A 17463-nucleotide genomic window follows, 5' to 3' on the forward strand; every position below is an offset into this window, starting at 1 on the left:
CTGATCGGGGCCGGGGCTCCTCGCGCACAGAGGGCGCTCCTACACCATCAGGCTTCGCGGCGGGTGACGCGGAACTGCTGCACGCGGCGGTCGTCGGCTTCGGTGACATGGAACAGGAAGTCGCCGGCGCCGGCCTCCTCGCCCGCCTCGGGCAGGTGGCCGAATTCGGCGGTGAGCAGACCGCCGATGGTGTCGAACTCCTCGTCGGAGAACGCCGCGCCCACTTCTGCGTTGAAGTCCTCGATGGGGGTGAGCGCACTGACCAGCCAGGAGCCGTCGGCCTGGGCGTGGATCAGCGAGGGTTCCTCCTCGTCGTCGTGCTCGTCGTCGATCTCGCCGACGATCTGCTCCAGCACGTCCTCGATGGTGATGAGGCCTGCCACGCCGCCGTATTCGTCCACCACCAGCGCCATGTGGTTGCGGCTGCGGCGGAACTCCGCCAGCAGCACGTTGAGTCGCATCGACTCGGGAATCAGCACCGCGGGGCGGAGGATCGCGTGGATGTCGAAGTCGGCGCCGTTGCCGAAGAACTTCAGCAGGTCCTTGGCCAGCAGGATGCCGAGGATGTCGTCCTTGTCCTCGCCGTGGACGGGGAAGCGCGAATGGCCGGATTCGACCACGGCGGCGAGGATGTCCTGCAGCGGTGAGTCGGCGGCGACCATCACGATCTGCACGCGCGGCACCATCACATCGTCCACGCTCAATTCGGTGACCTTGAGCGCGCCCTCCAGCATGGGCAGCGTGTCGGCGCCGAGCAGGCCGTTGACCTGGGCGGTGCGCAGCTCGTCGATCAGTTCCGCGCGGTTGCGCGGCTCGCCGGAAAACAGGTGGCCCAGTCGATCCCACCAGGTGCGATGGGCCGGGCCGCTGGTACTGCCGGGGTCGTCGTTCATTACTCGGGTTGCAACTGCCCGATGCCGGGCGGAAATGCAAGTCTAGCGGAAAATCCGTGACAATTCAGGGTGTAGGAGCGGCTTCAGTCGCGACTGCCGGCACGAATCGCGGCTGAGGCCGCTCCTGCGGATACCGGTGCACGGGGTCAGGCGTAAGGGTCGGCGAAACCGAGCCCGGCGAGGATGCGCGTCTCCAGCGCCTCCATCGCCTCGGCCTCCGCTTTCACGACGTGGTCGTAGCCGAGCAGGTGCAGCGTGCCGTGCACGGTGAGGTGGGCCCAGTGGGCGTGCGCGGGCTTGCCCTGCTCGGCGGCTTCGCGCGCCACCACTGGTGCGCAGATCACCATGTCCCCGATCAACGGCAATTTGAGATCCGGCGGCAGCTCGGCCTCGAAGGAGAGCACGTTGGTGGCGTAGTCCTTGCCGCGATAGTCGCGGTTGAGCGTGCGGGCCTCGCCCGCGCCGACGACGCGGATGGAAAGTTCCGCCGGCCGGCGCCGCTTCGCCCCGCGCAGCGCGGCCTCGACCCAGCGACGGAAGCTCGACGGCGCAGGAATGCCCGCGCGCGGCACGGCATAGCCCAGGTGTACCGTCGCCGTGCTCATTTCGCGTCCTCGTCCTTCTGCTCGAAGGCCTCGTAGGCGCGCACGATCTTCGCCACCAGGGGGTGGCGCACCACGTCGCGCGAGGTGAAGAAGGTGAAGCTGATGCCGTCCACGCCGCGCAGCACCTCCACCGCGTGGCGCAGGCCCGAGCGCACGTTGCGCGGCAGGTCGACCTGGCTGACGTCGCCGGTGATCACCGCCACCGAGCCGAAGCCGATGCGGGTGAGGAACATCTTCATCTGCTCGACGGTGGTGTTCTGCGCCTCGTCCAGGATGACGTAGGAGTCGTTCAAGGTGCGGCCGCGCATATAGGCCAGCGGCGCGATCTCGATCACGTTGCGCTCGATCAGCTTGGCCACCTTCTCGAAGCCGAGCATCTCGTACAGCGCGTCGTACAGCGGGCGCAGGTAGGGGTCGACCTTCTGCGTGAGGTCGCCTGGCAGGAAGCCCAGCTTCTCGCCGGCCTCCACTGCCGGGCGCACCAGCAGCACGCGCTGCACGCGGTTCGCCTCCAGCGCCTCGACCGCGCTGGCGACGGCAAGGTAGGTCTTGCCGGTACCGGCCGGGCCCACGCCGAAGCTGATGTCGTGGCGCGCGATGGCATGCAGGTAGCGCGCCTGGTTCGGGCCGCGGCCCTTGATCACGCCACGCTTCACCTTGATGACGACATCCTGCGCGCCCTCGACGGCGTCCTCGGCGAGCGCATCCACGCCGGATTCGGCCAGGTGCAGGTTGATCTTCGCGCCGTTCAGGGTTTCGTTCTCGGTGACGATGTACAGCGCGCGCAGCACTTTTTCGGCGGCGCGCGTGCCGGCCTCCTCGCCGATCACCCGGAACAGGTTGCCGCGGTGGTCGATCTCCACGCCCAGGCGCAGCTCGATCTGGCGCAGGTGTTCGTCGAACGGCCCGCACAGGCTGGCGAGCCGGGCATTGTCTTCCGGATCGAGGGCGAAATCGCGTTCGTTGAGGCTCGGTGTCATGCTTTTTTGGCTCCCTCTCCCTCCGGGGAGAGGATTGAGGTGAGGGGATGATCTCGCGGAAAACTTGTGGAGCGCGCGGCCAGATGGGCCCATCACCCCCCACCCTCTCCCTGGAGGGGAGAGGGAGTAAAGCTCAGGCTGCCGCCTCGGCCAGCGCGTGCACGCGCCCGCGCAGGGAGTTGGTCATGGCGTCGGTGACCAGCACGTCGACGAACCGACCGATCATGCGCGCGTCGCCCGGGAAGTTCACATAGCGCATGTTCTCGGTGCGGCCGGCGAGTTCGTTCGGGTTCTTGGCGCTCGGCTTTTCCACCAGCACGCGCTGCACGGTGCCGACCATGGCCTCGTTGATCCGCTTCGCGTTGGCGTTGATCGCGGCCTGCAGGCGCTCCAGCCGCGCGTGCTTCACCGCCATCGGGGTGTCGTCGGCGAGGTTCGCCGCCGGGGTGCCGGGGCGCGCCGAGAAGATGAAGCTGAAGCTCTGGTCGAAGCCGATGTCCCCGATCAGCTGCATGGTCTTGCCGAAGTCCTCGTCGGTCTCGCCGGGGAAGCCGACGATGAAGTCGGAGCTGATGCAGATGTCCGGGCGCACGGCGCGCAGCTTGCGGATCTTCTGCTTGAACTCCAGCGCCGTGTAGCCGCGCTTCATCGCGGCGAGGATGCGGTCGGAGCCGGCCTGTACCGGCAGGTGCAGGAAGTTGGCGAGCTTGGGCACGCTGGCGTAGGCCTCGACCAGCGAGTCGGAGAACTCCAGCGGGTGCGAGGTGGTGAAGCGGATGCGGCCGATGCCCTCGATCCGCGCGATGGCGTGGATCAGCACGGCCAGGTCCGCGATGCCGCCGTCGTGGGTGGGGCCGCGGTAGGCGTTGACGTTCTGGCCCAGCAGGTTGACCTCGCGCACGCCCTGTTCCGCGAGCCGGGCCACCTCCACCAGCACGTCGTCGAACGGACGGCTGATCTCGGTGCCGCGGGTGTAGGGCACCACGCAGTAGCTGCAGTACTTGGAGCAGCCTTCCATGATCGAGACGAAGGCGGTGGGGCCCTCGGCGCGCGGTTCGGGCAGCTTGTCGAACTTCTCGATCTCGGGGAAGGAGATGTCCACCTGCGGCTGGTGGGTGGCGCGGTTGGCTTCGATCAGCTCGGGCAGGCGGTGCAGGGTCTGCGGGCCGAACACCAGGTCCACGAAGGGCGCGCGCTTGATGATGGCCTCGCCTTCCTGCGAAGCCACGCAGCCGCCCACCCCGATGACCACTTGCCGGCCGCCCTGCTTGTGTTCCTTCCAGCGGCCGAGCTGGCTGAACACCTTCTCCTGCGCCTTCTCGCGGATCGAGCAGGTGTTGATCAGGATCACGTCCGCCTCGGATTCGTCCCGGGTCAGCTCCAGGCCGTGGGAGGCCTTGAGCACGTCGGCCATCTTGGCCGAGTCGTACTCGTTCATCTGGCAGCCGTGGGTCTTGATGAAGAGTTTGCCACTCATCGTGCTGGTTACCGTGGTTCCGCGGGGCGCGGCGCGGATGGCGCCGAACCGGGCAGTCTACGCCGACGCATCGATTGCCGCCAGCAATCCTGCCCGGCGGATCAGGGACTTGGGGCTGCTCCGGGCGTGCATGCCGCACGAAACCGCGTGCCCGCTCTTGGCGCGGAGGCTACGCGGCGGCACACTGCCGCCATGTCCGATGCCGTACGCCATAGGGGGAGTGCCGGCCGGCTCGTCGCAGGCTCCCCGTCAGCCCGTCCGATTCCGCGGTGGGTCGCGCTGGGCTGCGCCCTGCTGGTCGGGGTGCTGTGGCTGCGGGCGGCGCATGCGGGCAATCTGTATCACTGCATCGGCGCCGACGGAGAGTCGGTATTCTCCGGCAGCACCGCGGGCTACCACCACTGCCGCAAGCTGGGCAGCTACGGCGCGCCGGCGCGGCGCGCGCCCGAGGTGTCGCTGCAGCGCGTGCAGGGGGCGGTGGTTGGCACGAAGCCGCGGGCCGATGCCGCCGTGGCGTCGCTGGCGGCGGTGCGTGGCGGCGTGCTCAGCACCGCGAAGCTGCCGGCGACCGATCCGCTGCCGCCCGCCGCGGCGGCACCTGCGGCCGGGGGCGTTGCCGCGGTACCGGTGGCCCTGCGCGGGCATTGGACCTACCAGCAGGCCAGCGGCGGCGCCGGCGCGCTGCCCGATGTGCCGGCCGCCACGGCGCCGGGTGACCGCGTGCTGCGCGGCGCGGTGTACCGCATCGCGCGCGCCGACGGCAGCGTGGAGTACACCAACATCCGCCCGGCCGGCCGCGCCGCGCAGCAGGCGAAGGTGCTGTTCAGCTATATCGCCACCTGCTTTGCCTGCAACCTGCATTCGACCATCCACTGGGGCAGCGTGCCGCTGAACCTCACCGCCTATGCCGACGTGATCCGCGCGGCCAGCATGGAGTACGGCGTGGACGAGGCCTTCCTGCGCGCGATCATCCACGCCGAAAGCGCCTTCAACCCGCGCGCGCTGTCGCTCAAGGGCGCGCAGGGGCTGATGCAGCTGATGCCGGGCACCGCCGGCGACATGGGCGTGCTGGACGCGTTCGACACCGGCCAGAACATCCGCGGCGGTGCGCGCTACCTCAGCCTGCTGCTGCGCGATTTCGGCGGCAACGAACGCCTGGCCGCCGCGGCCTACAACGCCGGCCCCGGCGCGGTGCAGCGCTACAACGGCGTGCCGCCGTATGCGGAGACCCAGGTCTACGTGCAGCGCGTGGACACCTTGCGCAAGCGCTACGAGGCGGCGCTGCATCCGCCGCTGGCGGCGGCACGGCCGGGTTGAATTACTGCTGGGTGTCGCCGCCGCTCGTGGTCGCGGCTTCCACGCTCATCGGCGGGCGCTCGGTCAGCGTGGCGCTGGTGTGGAACGGGCTGCCATTGCGCAGACCGGAGATCTCCATCGTGGTGCCGGGCTTGATCGCCGCCTCGCGCCGACGCAGGTCGGCGGGGTCGCGGATATCGTCGTTGCCGATGCGCAGCAGGATGTCGCGCGGCTGGATGCCGGCCAGCGCTGCCGGGCTGCCGGGGTAGACATCGGTGACCAGGGCGCCGCGCGCCGCCGCGGGCAGGCCGCTGTTGGCGGCCACCGGCACGAAGGTGTAGTCCGCGCCCAGCCAGCCGCGCACCACGTGGCCGGTGGCGACGATCTGATCCAGCACCCGCTTGGCGGTACCCGCCGGGATCGCGAAGCCGATGCCTTCGGCATTGGCGGCCTTGCCAATCAGCGCCGTGTTGATGCCCACCAGTCGGCCCCCGGCATTGACCAGCGCGCCGCCGGAGTTGCCAAGGTTGATCGCCGCGTCGGTCTGGATGAAATCCTCGGCACTGGTACCGTTCAACTGGCGCCCCACCGCGCTGACGATGCCCATGGTCACGGTCTGGTTGAGGCCGAGCGGATTGCCGATCGCCAGCACCACGTCGCCCGGGCGCGGCTTCTGTTCGGCAAGCCGGATCACCGGCAGGTTGCCGGCGTCTATCTTGAGCACCGCGAGGTCGGTTTCTTCGTCCGAACCCACCACGCTGGCCTTGGCCACGCGGCCGTCGTACAGCAGTACCTGGATGTCGGTGGCGTGCGAGATCACGTGGTAGTTGGTCAGCACGTAGCCCTGCGAGCTCACGACCACGCCCGAGCCCAGGGTCTGCTCGCGGCGCGCGTAGGTGGTCAGCGTGCCGCCCAGCAGCTGCTGCAGGATCGGGTTGTCGTACATCTTGATCGCCCGCTCGTTGACGATCTTGTTGGCGTAGATGTTGACCACCGAGGGAGCGGCGGCGGCGACCGCGTCGGCGTAGGAGGTGGGCGCGGCGACGGCCGGCGCGACGGCTACCGGTGCGGCGGGCAGCCCCAGCCGCGCGCGCAGGCGCTCGCCGCTGCCGGGCCAGAACAGGCCGATCACGAACGCTGCCGCGAGGCCGATGACGACACAGCGGGCGAGGAAGGCGAGCGTGCCGGCGGCATGTTTCATGTCGTGCTGCAATCCGTGACGGGCGGGCGGACGGTAGGGTAGGCTGGCCGTGCAGCCGAGGCCGGGCGAGGTTCCCCCAGCGTCGATACGCCGCGGCACTTTTATTGTACGGTGTGGGGGCTGACGCTAGACTAACGCGATTTTCAGGGGTTCCACACCATTGCTGGGCGCAAGCCCATCCTGACGCATCAAGTACCGGAGAGCCTGATGGCGAACGAAGTCGTCGATCATGGCCGCCGCCGGTTTCTCACAGCCGCCACTTCGGTGGTGGGCGGTGTGGGAATCGTCTCGGCAGCCGTGCCCTTCATCAAGTCGTGGGAGCCCAGCGCGCGAGCCAAGGCCGCCGGAGCACCGGTCACCCAGTCCCTCAAGAAGATCGAACCGGGCCAGCAGCTGATCGTCGGCTGGCGCAGCCTGCCGGTGTTCATCGTCAACCGCACCCCGGCGCAGCTGGCGGCGCTGCCGAAGCAGGACCCGCGCCTCGTCGACCCGAAGTCCGACGGCGCCTCCGCCACCCAGCAGCCGAAGTACGCGCAGAACGAGACGCGCTCGATCAAACCCGAGTGGCTGGTGATGGTCGGCATCTGCACCCACCTCGGCTGCGTGCCGAACTACGTGGGCGAGATCAAGCCCGAGCCGTTCGACCCGAACTGGCAGGGCGGCTACTACTGCCCCTGCCACCACTCGCGCTACGACATGGCCGGCCGCGTCTACCAGGGGGTGCCCGCGCCCAAGAACATGGAGATCCCGCCGTACCACTTCATTGACGCCACGACCGTGCAGATCGGCGTGGGTCCGGAGGGAGCAGCGTAATGGCCAAGGTATTCGCAAGCATCGGCGAGTGGGTCAACGAGCGGGCGCCGGGCCTCGCGCCCGTGTACCGCAAGCACATGACCGAGTACTACGCGCCGAAGAACTTCAACCTCTGGTACTACTTCGGCTCGCTGGCGATGCTGGTCCTCGTCAACCAGATCGTCACCGGCATCTTCCTCACGATGAACTACAACCCGAGCGCGGCCGGCGCCTTCGACTCGGTGCAGTACATCATGCGCGACGTGGAGTGGGGCTGGCTGATCCGCTACATGCACTCCACCGGCGCGTCGCTGTTCTTCGTGGTGGTGTTCCTGCACATGTTCCGCGGCATCATGTACGGCTCGTACAAGAAGCCGCGCGAGCTGGTGTGGCTGCTCGGCATGCTGATCTTCCTGGTGCTGATGGCCGAGGCCTTCATGGGCTACGTGCTGCCGTGGGGCAACATGTCGTTCTGGGGCGCCAAGGTGATCGTGTCGCTGTTCGGCACCATCCCGGTGATCGGCGGCCACCTGGTCGAGTGGATCATGGGCGATTTCCTGCCTGCCGACGCCACCCTGAACCGCTTCTTCGCCCTGCATGTGATCGCACTGCCGATCGTGCTGCTGCTGCTGGTGGTGCTGCATCTGGCGGCACTGCACGAGGTGGGCTCGAACAACCCCGACGGCGTGGACGTCAAGCACGGGCCCAAGGGCAACCGCTGGAGCGCGAGCGCGCCGGTGGACGGCATCCCCTTCCACCCGTACTACACGGTGAAGGACCTGTTCGGGGTGGGCTTCTTCCTGATCGTGGCGGCCTTCATCATCTTCTTCGCGCCGACCTTCGGCGGCTGGTTCCTCGAGCACGACAACTCGATCATGGCCAACAACCTGGTCACCCCGGCCGAGATCAAGCCGGTGTGGTACTTCACCCCGTTCTACGCGATCGTGCGCATGATCCCGTCGTTCGCGGGTACCGCCGTGTGGGGCGTGCTGGCGATGTTCGGTGCGATCGCGGTGCTGTTCCTGCTGCCGTGGCTCGACCGCGGCCAGGTCAAGTCGATCCGCTACCGCGGCACCGGCTACAAGGTGGCGCTGGGACTGTTCGTGATCGCGTTCTTCGGCCTCGGCGCGGTAGGCGCGGGCATCACCGCGGAAGTGATTCCGGCCTGGTTCGGCAATGTGGACCTCACCGTGTGGGAGAACGCGTTCGGCCGCACGATGACGCTGATCTACTTCGGCTTCTTCGCGTTCCTGTGGGCCTATACCTATTTCGGCTGGGAGAAGACCAAGCCGGTTCCGGATCGGGTGACGATGCATGACTAAGCCGACGCTCTTGATGAAACCCAGGCTCCTGGTGAAGCAACTTCTTCCCGCGGTCGCGCTGACCCTGGGCCTGCTGCTCGCCGCTCAGCCGGCGGCACGGGCCGAGGAAGGCGGGCTGATGGCGTCGGGCTCCAACGTGCGCGACCAGGCCTCCCTGCAGCGCGGCGCCAAGCTGTTCTTCAACTACTGCGTGGGCTGCCACTCGCTGAAGTACATGCGCTACTCGCGCATTGCCGACGATCTCGGGCTGACCGAGCAGCAGGTGATGCAGAACCTCAACTTCACCGGCGCCAAGTTCGACGATCCGGTGATCTCGCACATGCCGGCGGAGGACGCGTCCAAGTGGTTCGGCAAGGCTCCGCCGGACCTGTCGCTGGAAGTGAGCGCGAAGGGCGCCGACTGGGTCTACACCTACCTCAACACCTTCTACCTCGATCCGAAGAGCCCGATCGGCTGGAACAACACCACGCTGCCGAGCGCCGCGATGCCGTTCCCGCTGTGGGAGCTGCAGGGCCAGCAGGCCGCGGTGACCAAGCCCGGCAGCGACGAGGTGGAGAAGCTCGAACTGGCCCATCCGGGCAAGCTGACCCCGGCGCAGTACCAGCAGGCATCGCGTGACCTGGTGAACTTCCTGGAGTACGTTTCGGAGCCGGCCGCCATGCAGCGCCACCATTATGGCGTGTGGGTGCTGCTGTTCCTGGCGCTGTTCACCCTGCTGGCCTACTTTCTCAAGAAGGAATACTGGAAAGACGTGCACTGATTTCCGGGGAAACACCCATCGAATGCGGCAGCCTCGGGGCTGTCGCGTTCGTGCAACCGCAACAGGGAATATCGCGCATGGTTCCAAGCGCCCGCTCGCGTACCGCACTCACCCTCTACACCACGGCCGACGGCATCCAGTGTCACCGTGCCCGTCTGGTGCTGGCCGCCAAGGGCGTCAGCTACGAGCGCGTACTGGTGGACCCGGGCAAGCCGCCGGAAGATCTTCTCGATCTCAACCCCTACGGCAGCACGCCGACCCTGGTTGATCGCGACCTCACCCTGTACGACGCGGGCGTGGTGTGCGAATACCTCGACGAGCGCTACCCGCATCCGCCGCTGATGCCGATCGATCCGCTGTCCCGTGCGCGGCTGCGCGTCGCCGCGGTGCGCATCGAGAAGGACTGGCTGACGGAGGTCGACACCATCCGCGCCGGCGGCCGTTCCGCCGAGCCCGCGCGCAAGCGCCTGCGCGCGCATCTGCTGGCCGCGCTGCCGCTGTTCAAGGCGGCGAAGTTCTTCCTCAATCCCGAGATGAGCCTGGCCGACTGTCTGGTGGCGCCGGTGGTGTGGCGGCTGCCCTGGCTGGGCGTGGACCTGGGCCGCGAGGGCAAGCCGATCGTCGACTATGGCGAACGGCTCTTCCACAGCCAGGGTTTTGCGCGCAGCATGACCGAGCAAGAAAAGGCCATGCGACCCTGATGAATGAAGCCACCCATCCGATGAGCTCCAATCGCCCGTACCTGCTGCGGGCGATCTACGACTGGATCAGCGACAACGGCCTGACCCCGTACCTCCTGATCGATGCCACCGGCGAAGGCGTGCGGGTGCCTCCACAGGTGGTGAAGAACGGCCAGGTGGTGCTGAACATCGCGATGCGCGCGGTGGCGAACCTGGAACTCGGCAACGACTGGATAGGCTTTTCCGCGCGCTTCTCTGGCGTCAGCCATTCGGTGCGCATCCCGGTCGGTTCGGTGCTGGCGCTGTACGCCCAGGAAAACGGCCAGGGCATGATGTTCCCGGCGGAAGAGGAAGGTGGCGACACGCCGCCGCCCGCGCCGGCGCCCGATGAGCCGCCGTCGGGCCAGGGCGGCAACGGCGACGACAAGCCCAAGCGCGGCGCGCCGTTCCTGCGCGTCATCAAGTAGCAGCAGCTCCCGCCGCGATACGCTGCGGTCAGTGCAGCGTGTCGCCGCCGGAACGGCGGTGCGGTCGCAGCGGCACCACGTTGCTGCCCGGTACGGGTCTGCCCGGATCGCCCGCGGGCGTGGCGGCCGGATGACGCGATTCCATGCCGATGGGCGGAGTCCGCACCGGTTCCGGCGGAGTCAGCACCACGGTGGGCAGCCGCAGTTCGCTCAGCGTGCCGCCCAGCATCCACAGCGAGCCTTGCTCGCGATCCGCGCCGTCGATGCTCACCTCGAAGCCGTAGCAGCGTTCCAGCCTGCGACGCCCGGTTACGCGGCGCAAGCGCAGCGCCCGCAGGCCCACGGTCTCGTCCAGCAACTGCAGCCCGTAACGTTCGCATTGCTGCCGCGCTTCGGTGGTCGCGCGTTCACGCGCCGCGCTCAGCTTCAGCCACAGCCCGGTCACGGCGATCAGCGCCAGCAGTATCAGCAAATCGTTGACGTTGCCCATGTCCGCAGTGTGTGGGCGCGCAGGTCGGCGCGCAAGCGGAACCCATGCGGAGCCGTAGTAGTGCACCTTGTGCGCGAATGCCCTGGCGCCTGATCGGAGCCGAGAGCTTTTCGCGCGCGGGGTGTGCTCCTGCGGGGGCTCTCAGCCCAGCCGCAGCCGCAGCGAGAGGTCGACCGCGTGGACGTGCTTGGTCAGTGCGCCCACCGAGACGTAATCGACGCCGGTGCGGGCGTACTCGCCAATGGTCGTCAGGTCGACGTTGCCGGATACCTCCAGTGGCACGCGCCCGGCGTTGATCTGCACGGCCTCGCGCATCAGCGGCACGGTGAAGTTGTCGAGCATGATGCGGTCCACGCCGGCAGCCAGCGCCTGCTGCAATTCGTCGAGGTTCTCCACCTCGACTTCGAGCAGCAGGCCGGGATGCAGGCGGCGTGCCGCCGTCGCCGCCGCCGCGATGCCGCCGGCGGCGATGATGTGGTTTTCCTTGACCAGGATCGCGTCGTACAGACCGATGCGGTGGTTGTGGCCGCCGCCGCAGCGCACCGCGTACTTCTGCGCCTGGCGCAGGCCGGGGATCGTCTTGCGGGTGTCGAGCACGCGCGTGCCGGTGCCGGCCACCGCCGCCACGTAGGCGGCGGTGGCCGTGGCGGTGGCGGACAGCAGTTGCAGGAAGTTCAGCGCCGAGCGCTCGGCGCTGACCAGTGAGCGCGCGTGGCCGGAAAGCCTGCAGATCACCGTGCCGGGCGCCACGCGTTCGCCGTCGCGCGCCTGCCATTCGATGCGTACCGCCGGATCCATGCGCCGGAAGCAGGCGTCGAACCAAGGCGCCCCGGCGAGCACCGCCTCGTCGCGGCAGGTGAGCGCGGCGGTGGCCAAGGCGTCGGCCGGCAGCAGTTCGGCGGTGGCGTCGCCTTTGCCGAGGTCCTCGGCAAAGGCGCGTTCCACATCGGCGGCAATCAGTTCGGGGGAGGGCGGAGCGAACGGGAGGCTGGAATTCATTCGGTATCCGTGCCGGACTGGGGCGTGCCGGGCTGGCGCAGGCGGCTGACGATGGCGCTCATCGCGCGGTCGAACAGCGCGTTGGTGGCCAGCACCTGGGCATGACCGCCGGCCAGCAGCACCGCCAGCTCCTGCGGCGCGTAATCGGCCACTTTCAGGCCGCGCCGGTTGACGAACAGGTAGCGGCCGCTCATCGGGCTGATCCAAGACAGCTTGGCGCGCACCATTGGTTCGTCCGGCAGCTGGAATTCGAGCCAGACGCCAGGTTGCAGCGCCTCCACCTGGTGCCACTCGGGGCTGTCGGTGGCAACCGGCACGCTCTCCTCGGGCAGCTCGTCCTGCTCGGCCGGTGGCTCGACGATGGGCTGGATGCTTTCCGGGATCGCGGCAACGGCGGCCGCGGCAACCTCGGCGGCCGGCCGGGCAGCGCGTGCCGGTTCGCCCAGTTGCAAGCCGTACCAGTCGCGCAGCTGTGCGAGCAGGCGCTCGATGTCCTGCGGCTGGAAGGCCACGTTGACCAGGCCCTGGCGCAGCGAACGCTCGATGCCGGGCAGCAGCTGGCGCAGCTGCTGGCGCGCGACGGCGTCCTGCGCCGGCCGCGTGCTGGCGATGAAGTCGTCCACGAAGCGCAGGGCGTCGCGGAACTCGCCGGAATCCTCGCCCTGGCGCAGCAGCACCAGCACCAGGTGATTGGCCCAGGCGCGCGCCAGCACCTCGTGCACCAGCGGTGGCAGCTTGCGGCCGTCGATGCGTTCAACGATCTCGCGGGCGGCGCGGCGGCGCGCCTGTTCCAGCTTCTCGCGGCCGCGGGTGGATTCGGCCACGCGCTGCTCGGCCAGTTCGGAGCGTCGACGGTTGGTCTCGTGGAATTGCTGCAGGTCGAGCAGCAGGCGTTCGAAGATGCCGAGGTCGTCGTCGAACTCGTGCAGCAACTGGTCGACGATGGCCTTGACCTTGTCGTGCAGGCGCCCGTCGCGGTCGGATTCCGGCGACCAGCCCTTGGCCTGCTCGGCCAGGGCATCGAGCAGGCGACGCGCCGGGTGCTGGCGATGCGCGAACAGCTTGCGGTCGAGGATCGCCGCCTTGAGGTAGGGGATCTGCAGCCGGGCCAGCAGCACCTGCATCTCGGCCGGCAGGGTGTCGTCCTCGAGGATGAACTCGAACAGCATGCCGACCAGGTCGATGGTGTCCTCGTCGATGCTGGCGACATGGCTGGGCCGCGCGCCGCGCAGCGCGCCAAGCTGGCCCAGCAGCTGCTCCTTGAGCTGCGCCACGGCCTCGCGGTCGAAGCTGCCGTTGCCGGCCACCATGGACGGTGCCGCCATGCCGCCCGACGCCAGCTGGGTCTGCAGCACGCTGAGCGCGCCCAGCAGCTCGCCGACGGAGGGTGGCGGGCCGCCGGCGTCGCCGGCCTGGGCGAGCGGAGCGGCGACGCCGCCGCGCCGCGCGACGAACAGGCCGTGCAGGGTCTGCAGCAGTTCGGCGGCCGCGGGATCGGTGACCTCGTCCGAGCCGGCACCGGCCATCGCGCCGCCAGCGGCTGGTGCCGCCTGGGTGCTGCCGCGGGGCGCACCGGCCCCGCGCGATGCCACCGGACGGAGCTGCGGCAGCACCCCGGCACGGGCCAGGTCGGCGTTCGCCTCGGCATACAGCTCTTCCAGCGAGGACAGCGCGTAGCGGTCGAACAGCTTGTAGATGAGCAGCTTGACGCGCATGTCCGCGCCCAGTTCCTTCAGCGCCTGGCGGAAGGCCTGCGACAGCGCCGCCGGGGCGATCGGATTGTCGGAGTCGTCGATCTTGCGGCCGCCGCAGATCACCGAAAGGCGCTGGTTGATCGCGAACAGGTCGCGCGCCAGCCGGCTCTCGTGCTTGCTGCTCATGCTGGTGATCGCCAGCGATTCCTCCAGTTCCGAATCGGCGACCAGCGACAGCTCGGCCATCGCGGGCGCGGGCGCCGCGGTGTTTGGCGCGGCGCGCCCGGCCAGGTTGCCCAGCTCGCGGTTGACCGTGGCGAGGAAGTTGCGCTCGATCGCCGGACGGCGCTTGCGCACCTCGCGCATGCCATCGAAGTAGTGGGTCTGGGTGGCGTTGTTTTCGGCCTTCTCGGCAAGGTCGAACAGTGCGTCGTCGACGTGCTCGAACAGGTTGCCCAGGCATTGCTGCAGGCGCTTGCCGGCGATCCCGCGCACGGCGTTCAGCAGTTCGCCCACGCGCTCGCCGCCGGCGGCGTCGAGGCGCGGCGCCAGGGGCACGATCTTGGGCGGTTCGTAGGCTTCGTTCATGGCCACACCGGAAGTTTGTCGTTGGCGCTGCGGCGTCCTGCGGGCGGGTCGCCGGTCCATCGGCGATGGGTCGGGGCGTGGGGAGGCTGCTTCAGGGGGTGGCCGGGAAATCGTTCAACTGGGTGGTGCCGATGCCTTCTTCGGGCAGCATCACGGGGATGCCGTCGTCGACACGGTAAATCAGCTTGCGGTCGGTGGTGATCAGGCCTTCGTCGAGGCGTTCCCGTACCGGGCTGCCGGCCGTGGTGACCACGTCGCCGGCCACGATGGCGCCGTTCAGCGCGTCCAGTTCGGCACGGGCAAGCAGGCGCACCGGCGTCTTGCTGACCGGGCAGCACAGGATGTCGAGCAGGCGCTTGTCCATGGGGCTAAATCGTTGCGGAACCGGAAAGCCCGTACAATAACCACTTTTGGACGGCCGGACCATGACAGCTACGACGGAAACGCCACGAGTGGGCGTGGTGATGGGGTCGCGCTCGGACTGGGAGACCATGGAGCACGCCTCCGGGGTGCTGACCGAGCTGGGCGTGGCGCACGAGGTGCAGGTGGTATCGGCCCACCGCACGCCGGACCTGCTGTTCCGCTATGCCGAGCAGGCCGCCGGCCGCGGCATCCAGGTGATTGTCGCCGGCGCCGGCGGCGCCGCCCACCTGCCGGGCATGCTGGCGGCCAAGACCCGGCTGCCGGTGTTCGGCGTGCCCGTGCAGTCCAAGGCCCTGAACGGCATGGATTCCCTGCTTTCCATCGCCCAGATGCCGGCCGGCATCCCGGTGGGCACGCTGGCGATCGGCCGCGCCGGCGCGGTGAACGCCGGCCTGCTCGCGGCGGCGGTGCTGGCGTTGCACGATCCGCGCCTGACCCAGGCGCTGGAGCACTGGCGGGCGAAGCAGACCCAGGCCGTGCTCGACCAGCCGGACCCGCGCGCATGAGCGCCTCGCGGCAGCCCGTGCTGGGCATCCTGGGCGGAGGCCAGCTGGCGCGCATGCTGGCGCTGGCGGCCGCGCCACTGGGCGTGAACACCTTGGTGGTGGACGGCGCCGCGGACGCCTGTGCCGGCCAGGTGGCGCCGCTGGTCAAGGCCGACTGGACCGACTACGCCGCACTCGAGGAGTTCGCGCGCCGGGTCGACGTGATCACCTTCGACTTCGAGAACGTGCCGGCCGAGACGGCGCAATGGCTGGCCGGGCGGGTGGCGGTGTTTCCGAACCCTCGCGCGCTGGCGGTGGCGCAGGACCGGTTGGTGGAGAAGACCACGTTCCGCGAATGCGGGCTGGCCACCCCCGAGTTCATGGCGGTGGACGATCGCGCCGGCCTCGACAGCGCGCTGGCCGCCGTGGGCGCGCCGGCGGTGCTCAAGACGCGTCGCCTCGGCTACGACGGCAAGGGCCAGTTCCGGCTGAGGACGGTTGCGGATGCCGACGCCGCCTGGGCTGCGCTGGGCGCACAGGCCGCGAAGCACGGGCTGATCCTGGAGGCCTTCGTGCCGTTCCAGCGCGAGCTGTCGGTGCTGGCCGTGCGTGGACGCGACGGCGATTTCCGCACCTGGCCGCTGACCCGCAACTGGCACGTGGACGGCGTATTGTCGATGAGCCTGGCGCCGGCGCCCGACATCAATGCTTTGCAGCCGCGCGCCACTGCGTTGGCGCGCACCCTGGCGGAGCGGCTGGACTACGTGGGTGTGTTCGCGCTGGAGCTTTTCGTCAAGGACGGCGAGCTGCTCGGCAACGAGATGGCGCCGCGCGTGCACAATTCCGGCCACTGGACCATCGAGGGTGCGCACGCGAGCCAGTTCGAGAACCACGTGCGCGCCGTGCTTGGCCTGCCGCTGGGCGATACCGGCGCGCGCGGCATGTCGGCGATGTTCAACTGGATCGGCGAACTGCCGGATGCCGTGCCGGTGCTGCGCGCCGTCGACGCGCATTGGCACGACTATGGCAAGCAGGCGCGACCGGGGCGCAAGGTGGGGCATGCCACTGTGTGTGCGCCGGATACTGCGCAGCTGGCGCAGCGGCTGGAGACGCTGGGGCGTGAGCTGAGTCGCGAGGCGCAGGTGGCGCCGACGCTGGAGGCGCTGCGGGGGTGAATCGCTCGTGGTTTCGGACACGAAAAAGCCGCGGGGGTCCGCGGCTTTTTCGTGTCCGGCTGTATGGCAGACCAGAGTAAGGGCGTCCGTGCCTGAGGGTCAAAAAAGGGGCTCCTGCCCCTTTTTTTGACTCGCCAGATTCGCAGGGCGAATCTGGCTCCGCTTCGCGTGCGCCCATCCGTGGGCGCGAGGCGCAGGGCTTGCGTGGAGGTGCTTAGACCTGCATCGCCTTGGCGACTTCGGCCAGATAGTCTTCCTGCACCTTCTCGATGCCTTCGCCCACGGCCAGGCGCACCACCGAGACCACGTCGGCGCCTTCCTTCTTCAGCACGTCGCCCACGGTGACGTTGGTGTCCAGCACGTAGGGCTGACCGACCAGGGTGACCTCGGACACGATCTTGTTGATCTTGCCCGCGACGATCTTCTCCAGGATCTCGGCCGGCTTGGCCTTTTCCTTGTCCGACATTGCGGCCAGCGCGATGTCCTTTTCCTTGGCGATGAAATCGGCGGGGACGTCCTCGGCCTTCACGTAGGGCGGGTTCATTGCCGCCACGTGCATTGCGATGCCCTTGGCCAGCTCCTCGGAACCGCCCTTGATCGCCACCAGCACGCCGATGCGGCCGCCGTGGATGTAGCTGCCGATGGTGCCGTCGGTCTCGATGCGGGCCAGGCGGCGCACTTCGATCTTCTCGCCGATGGTGGCGACCAGCGCCTTGGCGCCTTCCTCGACGCTGGCGGCGCCTGGATAGGCAGCGGCCTTCAGCGCGTCGATGTCGGTGGCGCCGGAGTTGAGGGCCACGTCGGCGACGGTGTCGCTGAACTTCACGAAGTCGGGGTTCTTGGTGACAAAGTCGGTTTCGCAGTTGACCTCGACCAGGACGGCCTTGCCGGCGGCCTGGGCGGCCACGATGCGGCCCTCGGCGGCCACGCGGCTGGCCTTCTTGTCGGCCTTGGCGAGGCCGGACTTGCGCAGCCACTCCATCGCGACCTCGATGTCGCCGTTGTTCTCGACCAGCGCCTTCTTGCACTCCATCATGCCGGCGCCGGAACGCTCGCGCAGTTCCTTGACGAGTTGGGCGGAGATATTGCTCATCGTTGTTCCTCGAATGCTTGAGGCGTCGTGGCGGCAGGCGCCA

18 protein-coding genes are annotated in these 17463 nt (G+C 68.7%); 8 read left to right on the forward strand and 10 right to left on the reverse strand.

Annotated features, from left to right (window positions below; translation table 11 throughout):
• Positions 1–47: 47 nt before the first annotated feature.
• The 4 genes from AC2EWF_RS01310 to miaB all read right to left on the reverse strand — a co-directional run bounded on the left by AC2EWF_RS01310 (position 48) and on the right by miaB (position 3955).
• Positions 48–893: an HlyC/CorC family transporter gene (locus AC2EWF_RS01310; protein ID WP_483637551.1), complete on the reverse strand. Its 846-nt coding sequence runs from the start codon at positions 891–893 to the stop codon at positions 48–50.
• A gap of 146 nt (positions 894–1039) precedes the next feature.
• On the reverse strand, positions 1040–1498 hold the full coding sequence (gene ybeY, locus AC2EWF_RS01315) for an rRNA maturation RNase YbeY (RefSeq protein ID WP_483637552.1): 459 nt from the start codon (positions 1496–1498) through the stop codon (positions 1040–1042).
• Positions 1495–2478, reverse strand: coding sequence for a PhoH family protein (locus tag AC2EWF_RS01320; RefSeq protein WP_483637553.1), 984 nt, complete (start codon positions 2476–2478; stop codon positions 1495–1497). The genes ybeY and AC2EWF_RS01320 overlap by 4 nt, the downstream gene beginning before the upstream one ends.
• A gap of 133 nt (positions 2479–2611) precedes the next feature.
• Positions 2612–3955: a tRNA (N6-isopentenyl adenosine(37)-C2)-methylthiotransferase MiaB gene (gene miaB / locus AC2EWF_RS01325; protein ID WP_483637554.1), complete on the reverse strand. Its 1344-nt coding sequence runs from the start codon at positions 3953–3955 to the stop codon at positions 2612–2614.
• 192 nt (positions 3956–4147) lie between these two features.
• Here miaB and AC2EWF_RS01330 point away from each other — a divergent pair, with 192 nt between their 5' ends.
• A complete protein-coding gene (locus tag AC2EWF_RS01330) occupies positions 4148–5272 on the forward strand; it encodes a lytic transglycosylase domain-containing protein (protein ID WP_483637555.1) in 1125 nt (374 codons plus the stop codon).
• Between the two features lies 1 nt (position 5273).
• Here the strand turns inward: AC2EWF_RS01330 and AC2EWF_RS01335 are convergent, their stop codons facing one another.
• Positions 5274–6452 (reverse strand): S1C family serine protease, encoded by a 1179-nt coding sequence (locus tag AC2EWF_RS01335; RefSeq protein ID WP_483637556.1) that lies wholly within the window; start codon positions 6450–6452, stop codon positions 5274–5276.
• 207 nt (positions 6453–6659) lie between these two features.
• Here AC2EWF_RS01335 and petA point away from each other — a divergent pair, with 207 nt between their 5' ends.
• The 5 genes from petA to AC2EWF_RS01360 all read left to right on the forward strand — a co-directional run bounded on the left by petA (position 6660) and on the right by AC2EWF_RS01360 (position 10473).
• Positions 6660–7265 (forward strand): ubiquinol-cytochrome c reductase iron-sulfur subunit, encoded by a 606-nt coding sequence (gene petA / locus AC2EWF_RS01340; RefSeq protein ID WP_483637557.1) that lies wholly within the window; start codon positions 6660–6662, stop codon positions 7263–7265.
• The gene (locus AC2EWF_RS01345) at positions 7265–8566 is read left to right on the forward strand and encodes a cytochrome b (RefSeq protein ID WP_483637558.1); all 1302 of its coding nucleotides are present in this window, start codon (positions 7265–7267) and stop codon (positions 8564–8566) included. The genes petA and AC2EWF_RS01345 overlap by 1 nt, the downstream gene beginning before the upstream one ends.
• 13 nt (positions 8567–8579) lie before the next feature.
• A complete protein-coding gene (locus AC2EWF_RS01350; protein WP_483637559.1) occupies positions 8580–9326 on the forward strand; it encodes a cytochrome c1 in 747 nt (248 codons plus the stop codon).
• 77 nt (positions 9327–9403) lie between these two features.
• Positions 9404–10027: a glutathione S-transferase N-terminal domain-containing protein gene (locus AC2EWF_RS01355; RefSeq protein ID WP_483637560.1), complete on the forward strand. Its 624-nt coding sequence runs from the start codon at positions 9404–9406 to the stop codon at positions 10025–10027.
• Entirely contained in the window at positions 10027–10473 is a 447-nt protein-coding gene (locus tag AC2EWF_RS01360; RefSeq protein WP_483637561.1) for a ClpXP protease specificity-enhancing factor, read from the forward strand. Before AC2EWF_RS01355 ends, AC2EWF_RS01360 begins: the two co-directional genes overlap by 1 nt.
• Before the next feature lie 28 nt (positions 10474–10501).
• On the opposite strand, the gene AC2EWF_RS01365 is transcribed toward AC2EWF_RS01360, so the two are convergent.
• From AC2EWF_RS01365 to AC2EWF_RS01380, 4 genes are all read right to left on the reverse strand, one after another.
• Positions 10502–10963, reverse strand: a complete 462-nt coding sequence (locus AC2EWF_RS01365) for a DUF3301 domain-containing protein (protein WP_483637562.1) — start codon at positions 10961–10963, stop codon at positions 10502–10504.
• Between the two features lie 141 nt (positions 10964–11104).
• Positions 11105–11962 carry a carboxylating nicotinate-nucleotide diphosphorylase gene (gene nadC / locus AC2EWF_RS01370; protein WP_483637563.1) on the reverse strand — a complete coding sequence of 286 codons (858 nt, stop codon included), beginning with the start codon at positions 11960–11962 and terminating at the stop codon, positions 11105–11107.
• Complete coding sequence (locus AC2EWF_RS01375) at positions 11959–14244, reverse strand: DUF1631 domain-containing protein (protein WP_483637564.1); 2286 nt, start codon at positions 14242–14244, stop codon at positions 11959–11961. Before AC2EWF_RS01375 ends, nadC begins: the two co-directional genes overlap by 4 nt.
• 91 nt (positions 14245–14335) lie before the next feature.
• Positions 14336–14608 (reverse strand): Trm112 family protein, encoded by a 273-nt coding sequence (locus tag AC2EWF_RS01380; protein WP_483637565.1) that lies wholly within the window; start codon positions 14606–14608, stop codon positions 14336–14338.
• 61 nt (positions 14609–14669) lie between these two features.
• On the opposite strand from AC2EWF_RS01380, the gene purE reads away from it, so the two are divergent.
• Together purE and AC2EWF_RS01390 are read left to right on the forward strand one after the other, a co-directional pair.
• On the forward strand, positions 14670–15173 hold the full coding sequence (gene purE / locus AC2EWF_RS01385; protein WP_483637566.1) for a 5-(carboxyamino)imidazole ribonucleotide mutase: 504 nt from the start codon (positions 14670–14672) through the stop codon (positions 15171–15173).
• Positions 15170–16327 (forward strand): 5-(carboxyamino)imidazole ribonucleotide synthase, encoded by a 1158-nt coding sequence (locus AC2EWF_RS01390; RefSeq protein WP_483637567.1) that lies wholly within the window; start codon positions 15170–15172, stop codon positions 16325–16327. Before purE ends, AC2EWF_RS01390 begins: the two co-directional genes overlap by 4 nt.
• Positions 16328–16541: 214 nt before the next feature.
• Here the strand turns inward: AC2EWF_RS01390 and tsf are convergent, their stop codons facing one another.
• Entirely contained in the window at positions 16542–17420 is an 879-nt protein-coding gene (gene tsf, locus AC2EWF_RS01395) for a translation elongation factor Ts (RefSeq protein WP_483637568.1), read from the reverse strand.
• Positions 17421–17463 lie beyond the last annotated feature (43 nt).

The organism is Rhodanobacter sp. sgz306013, from assembly GCF_057031145.1.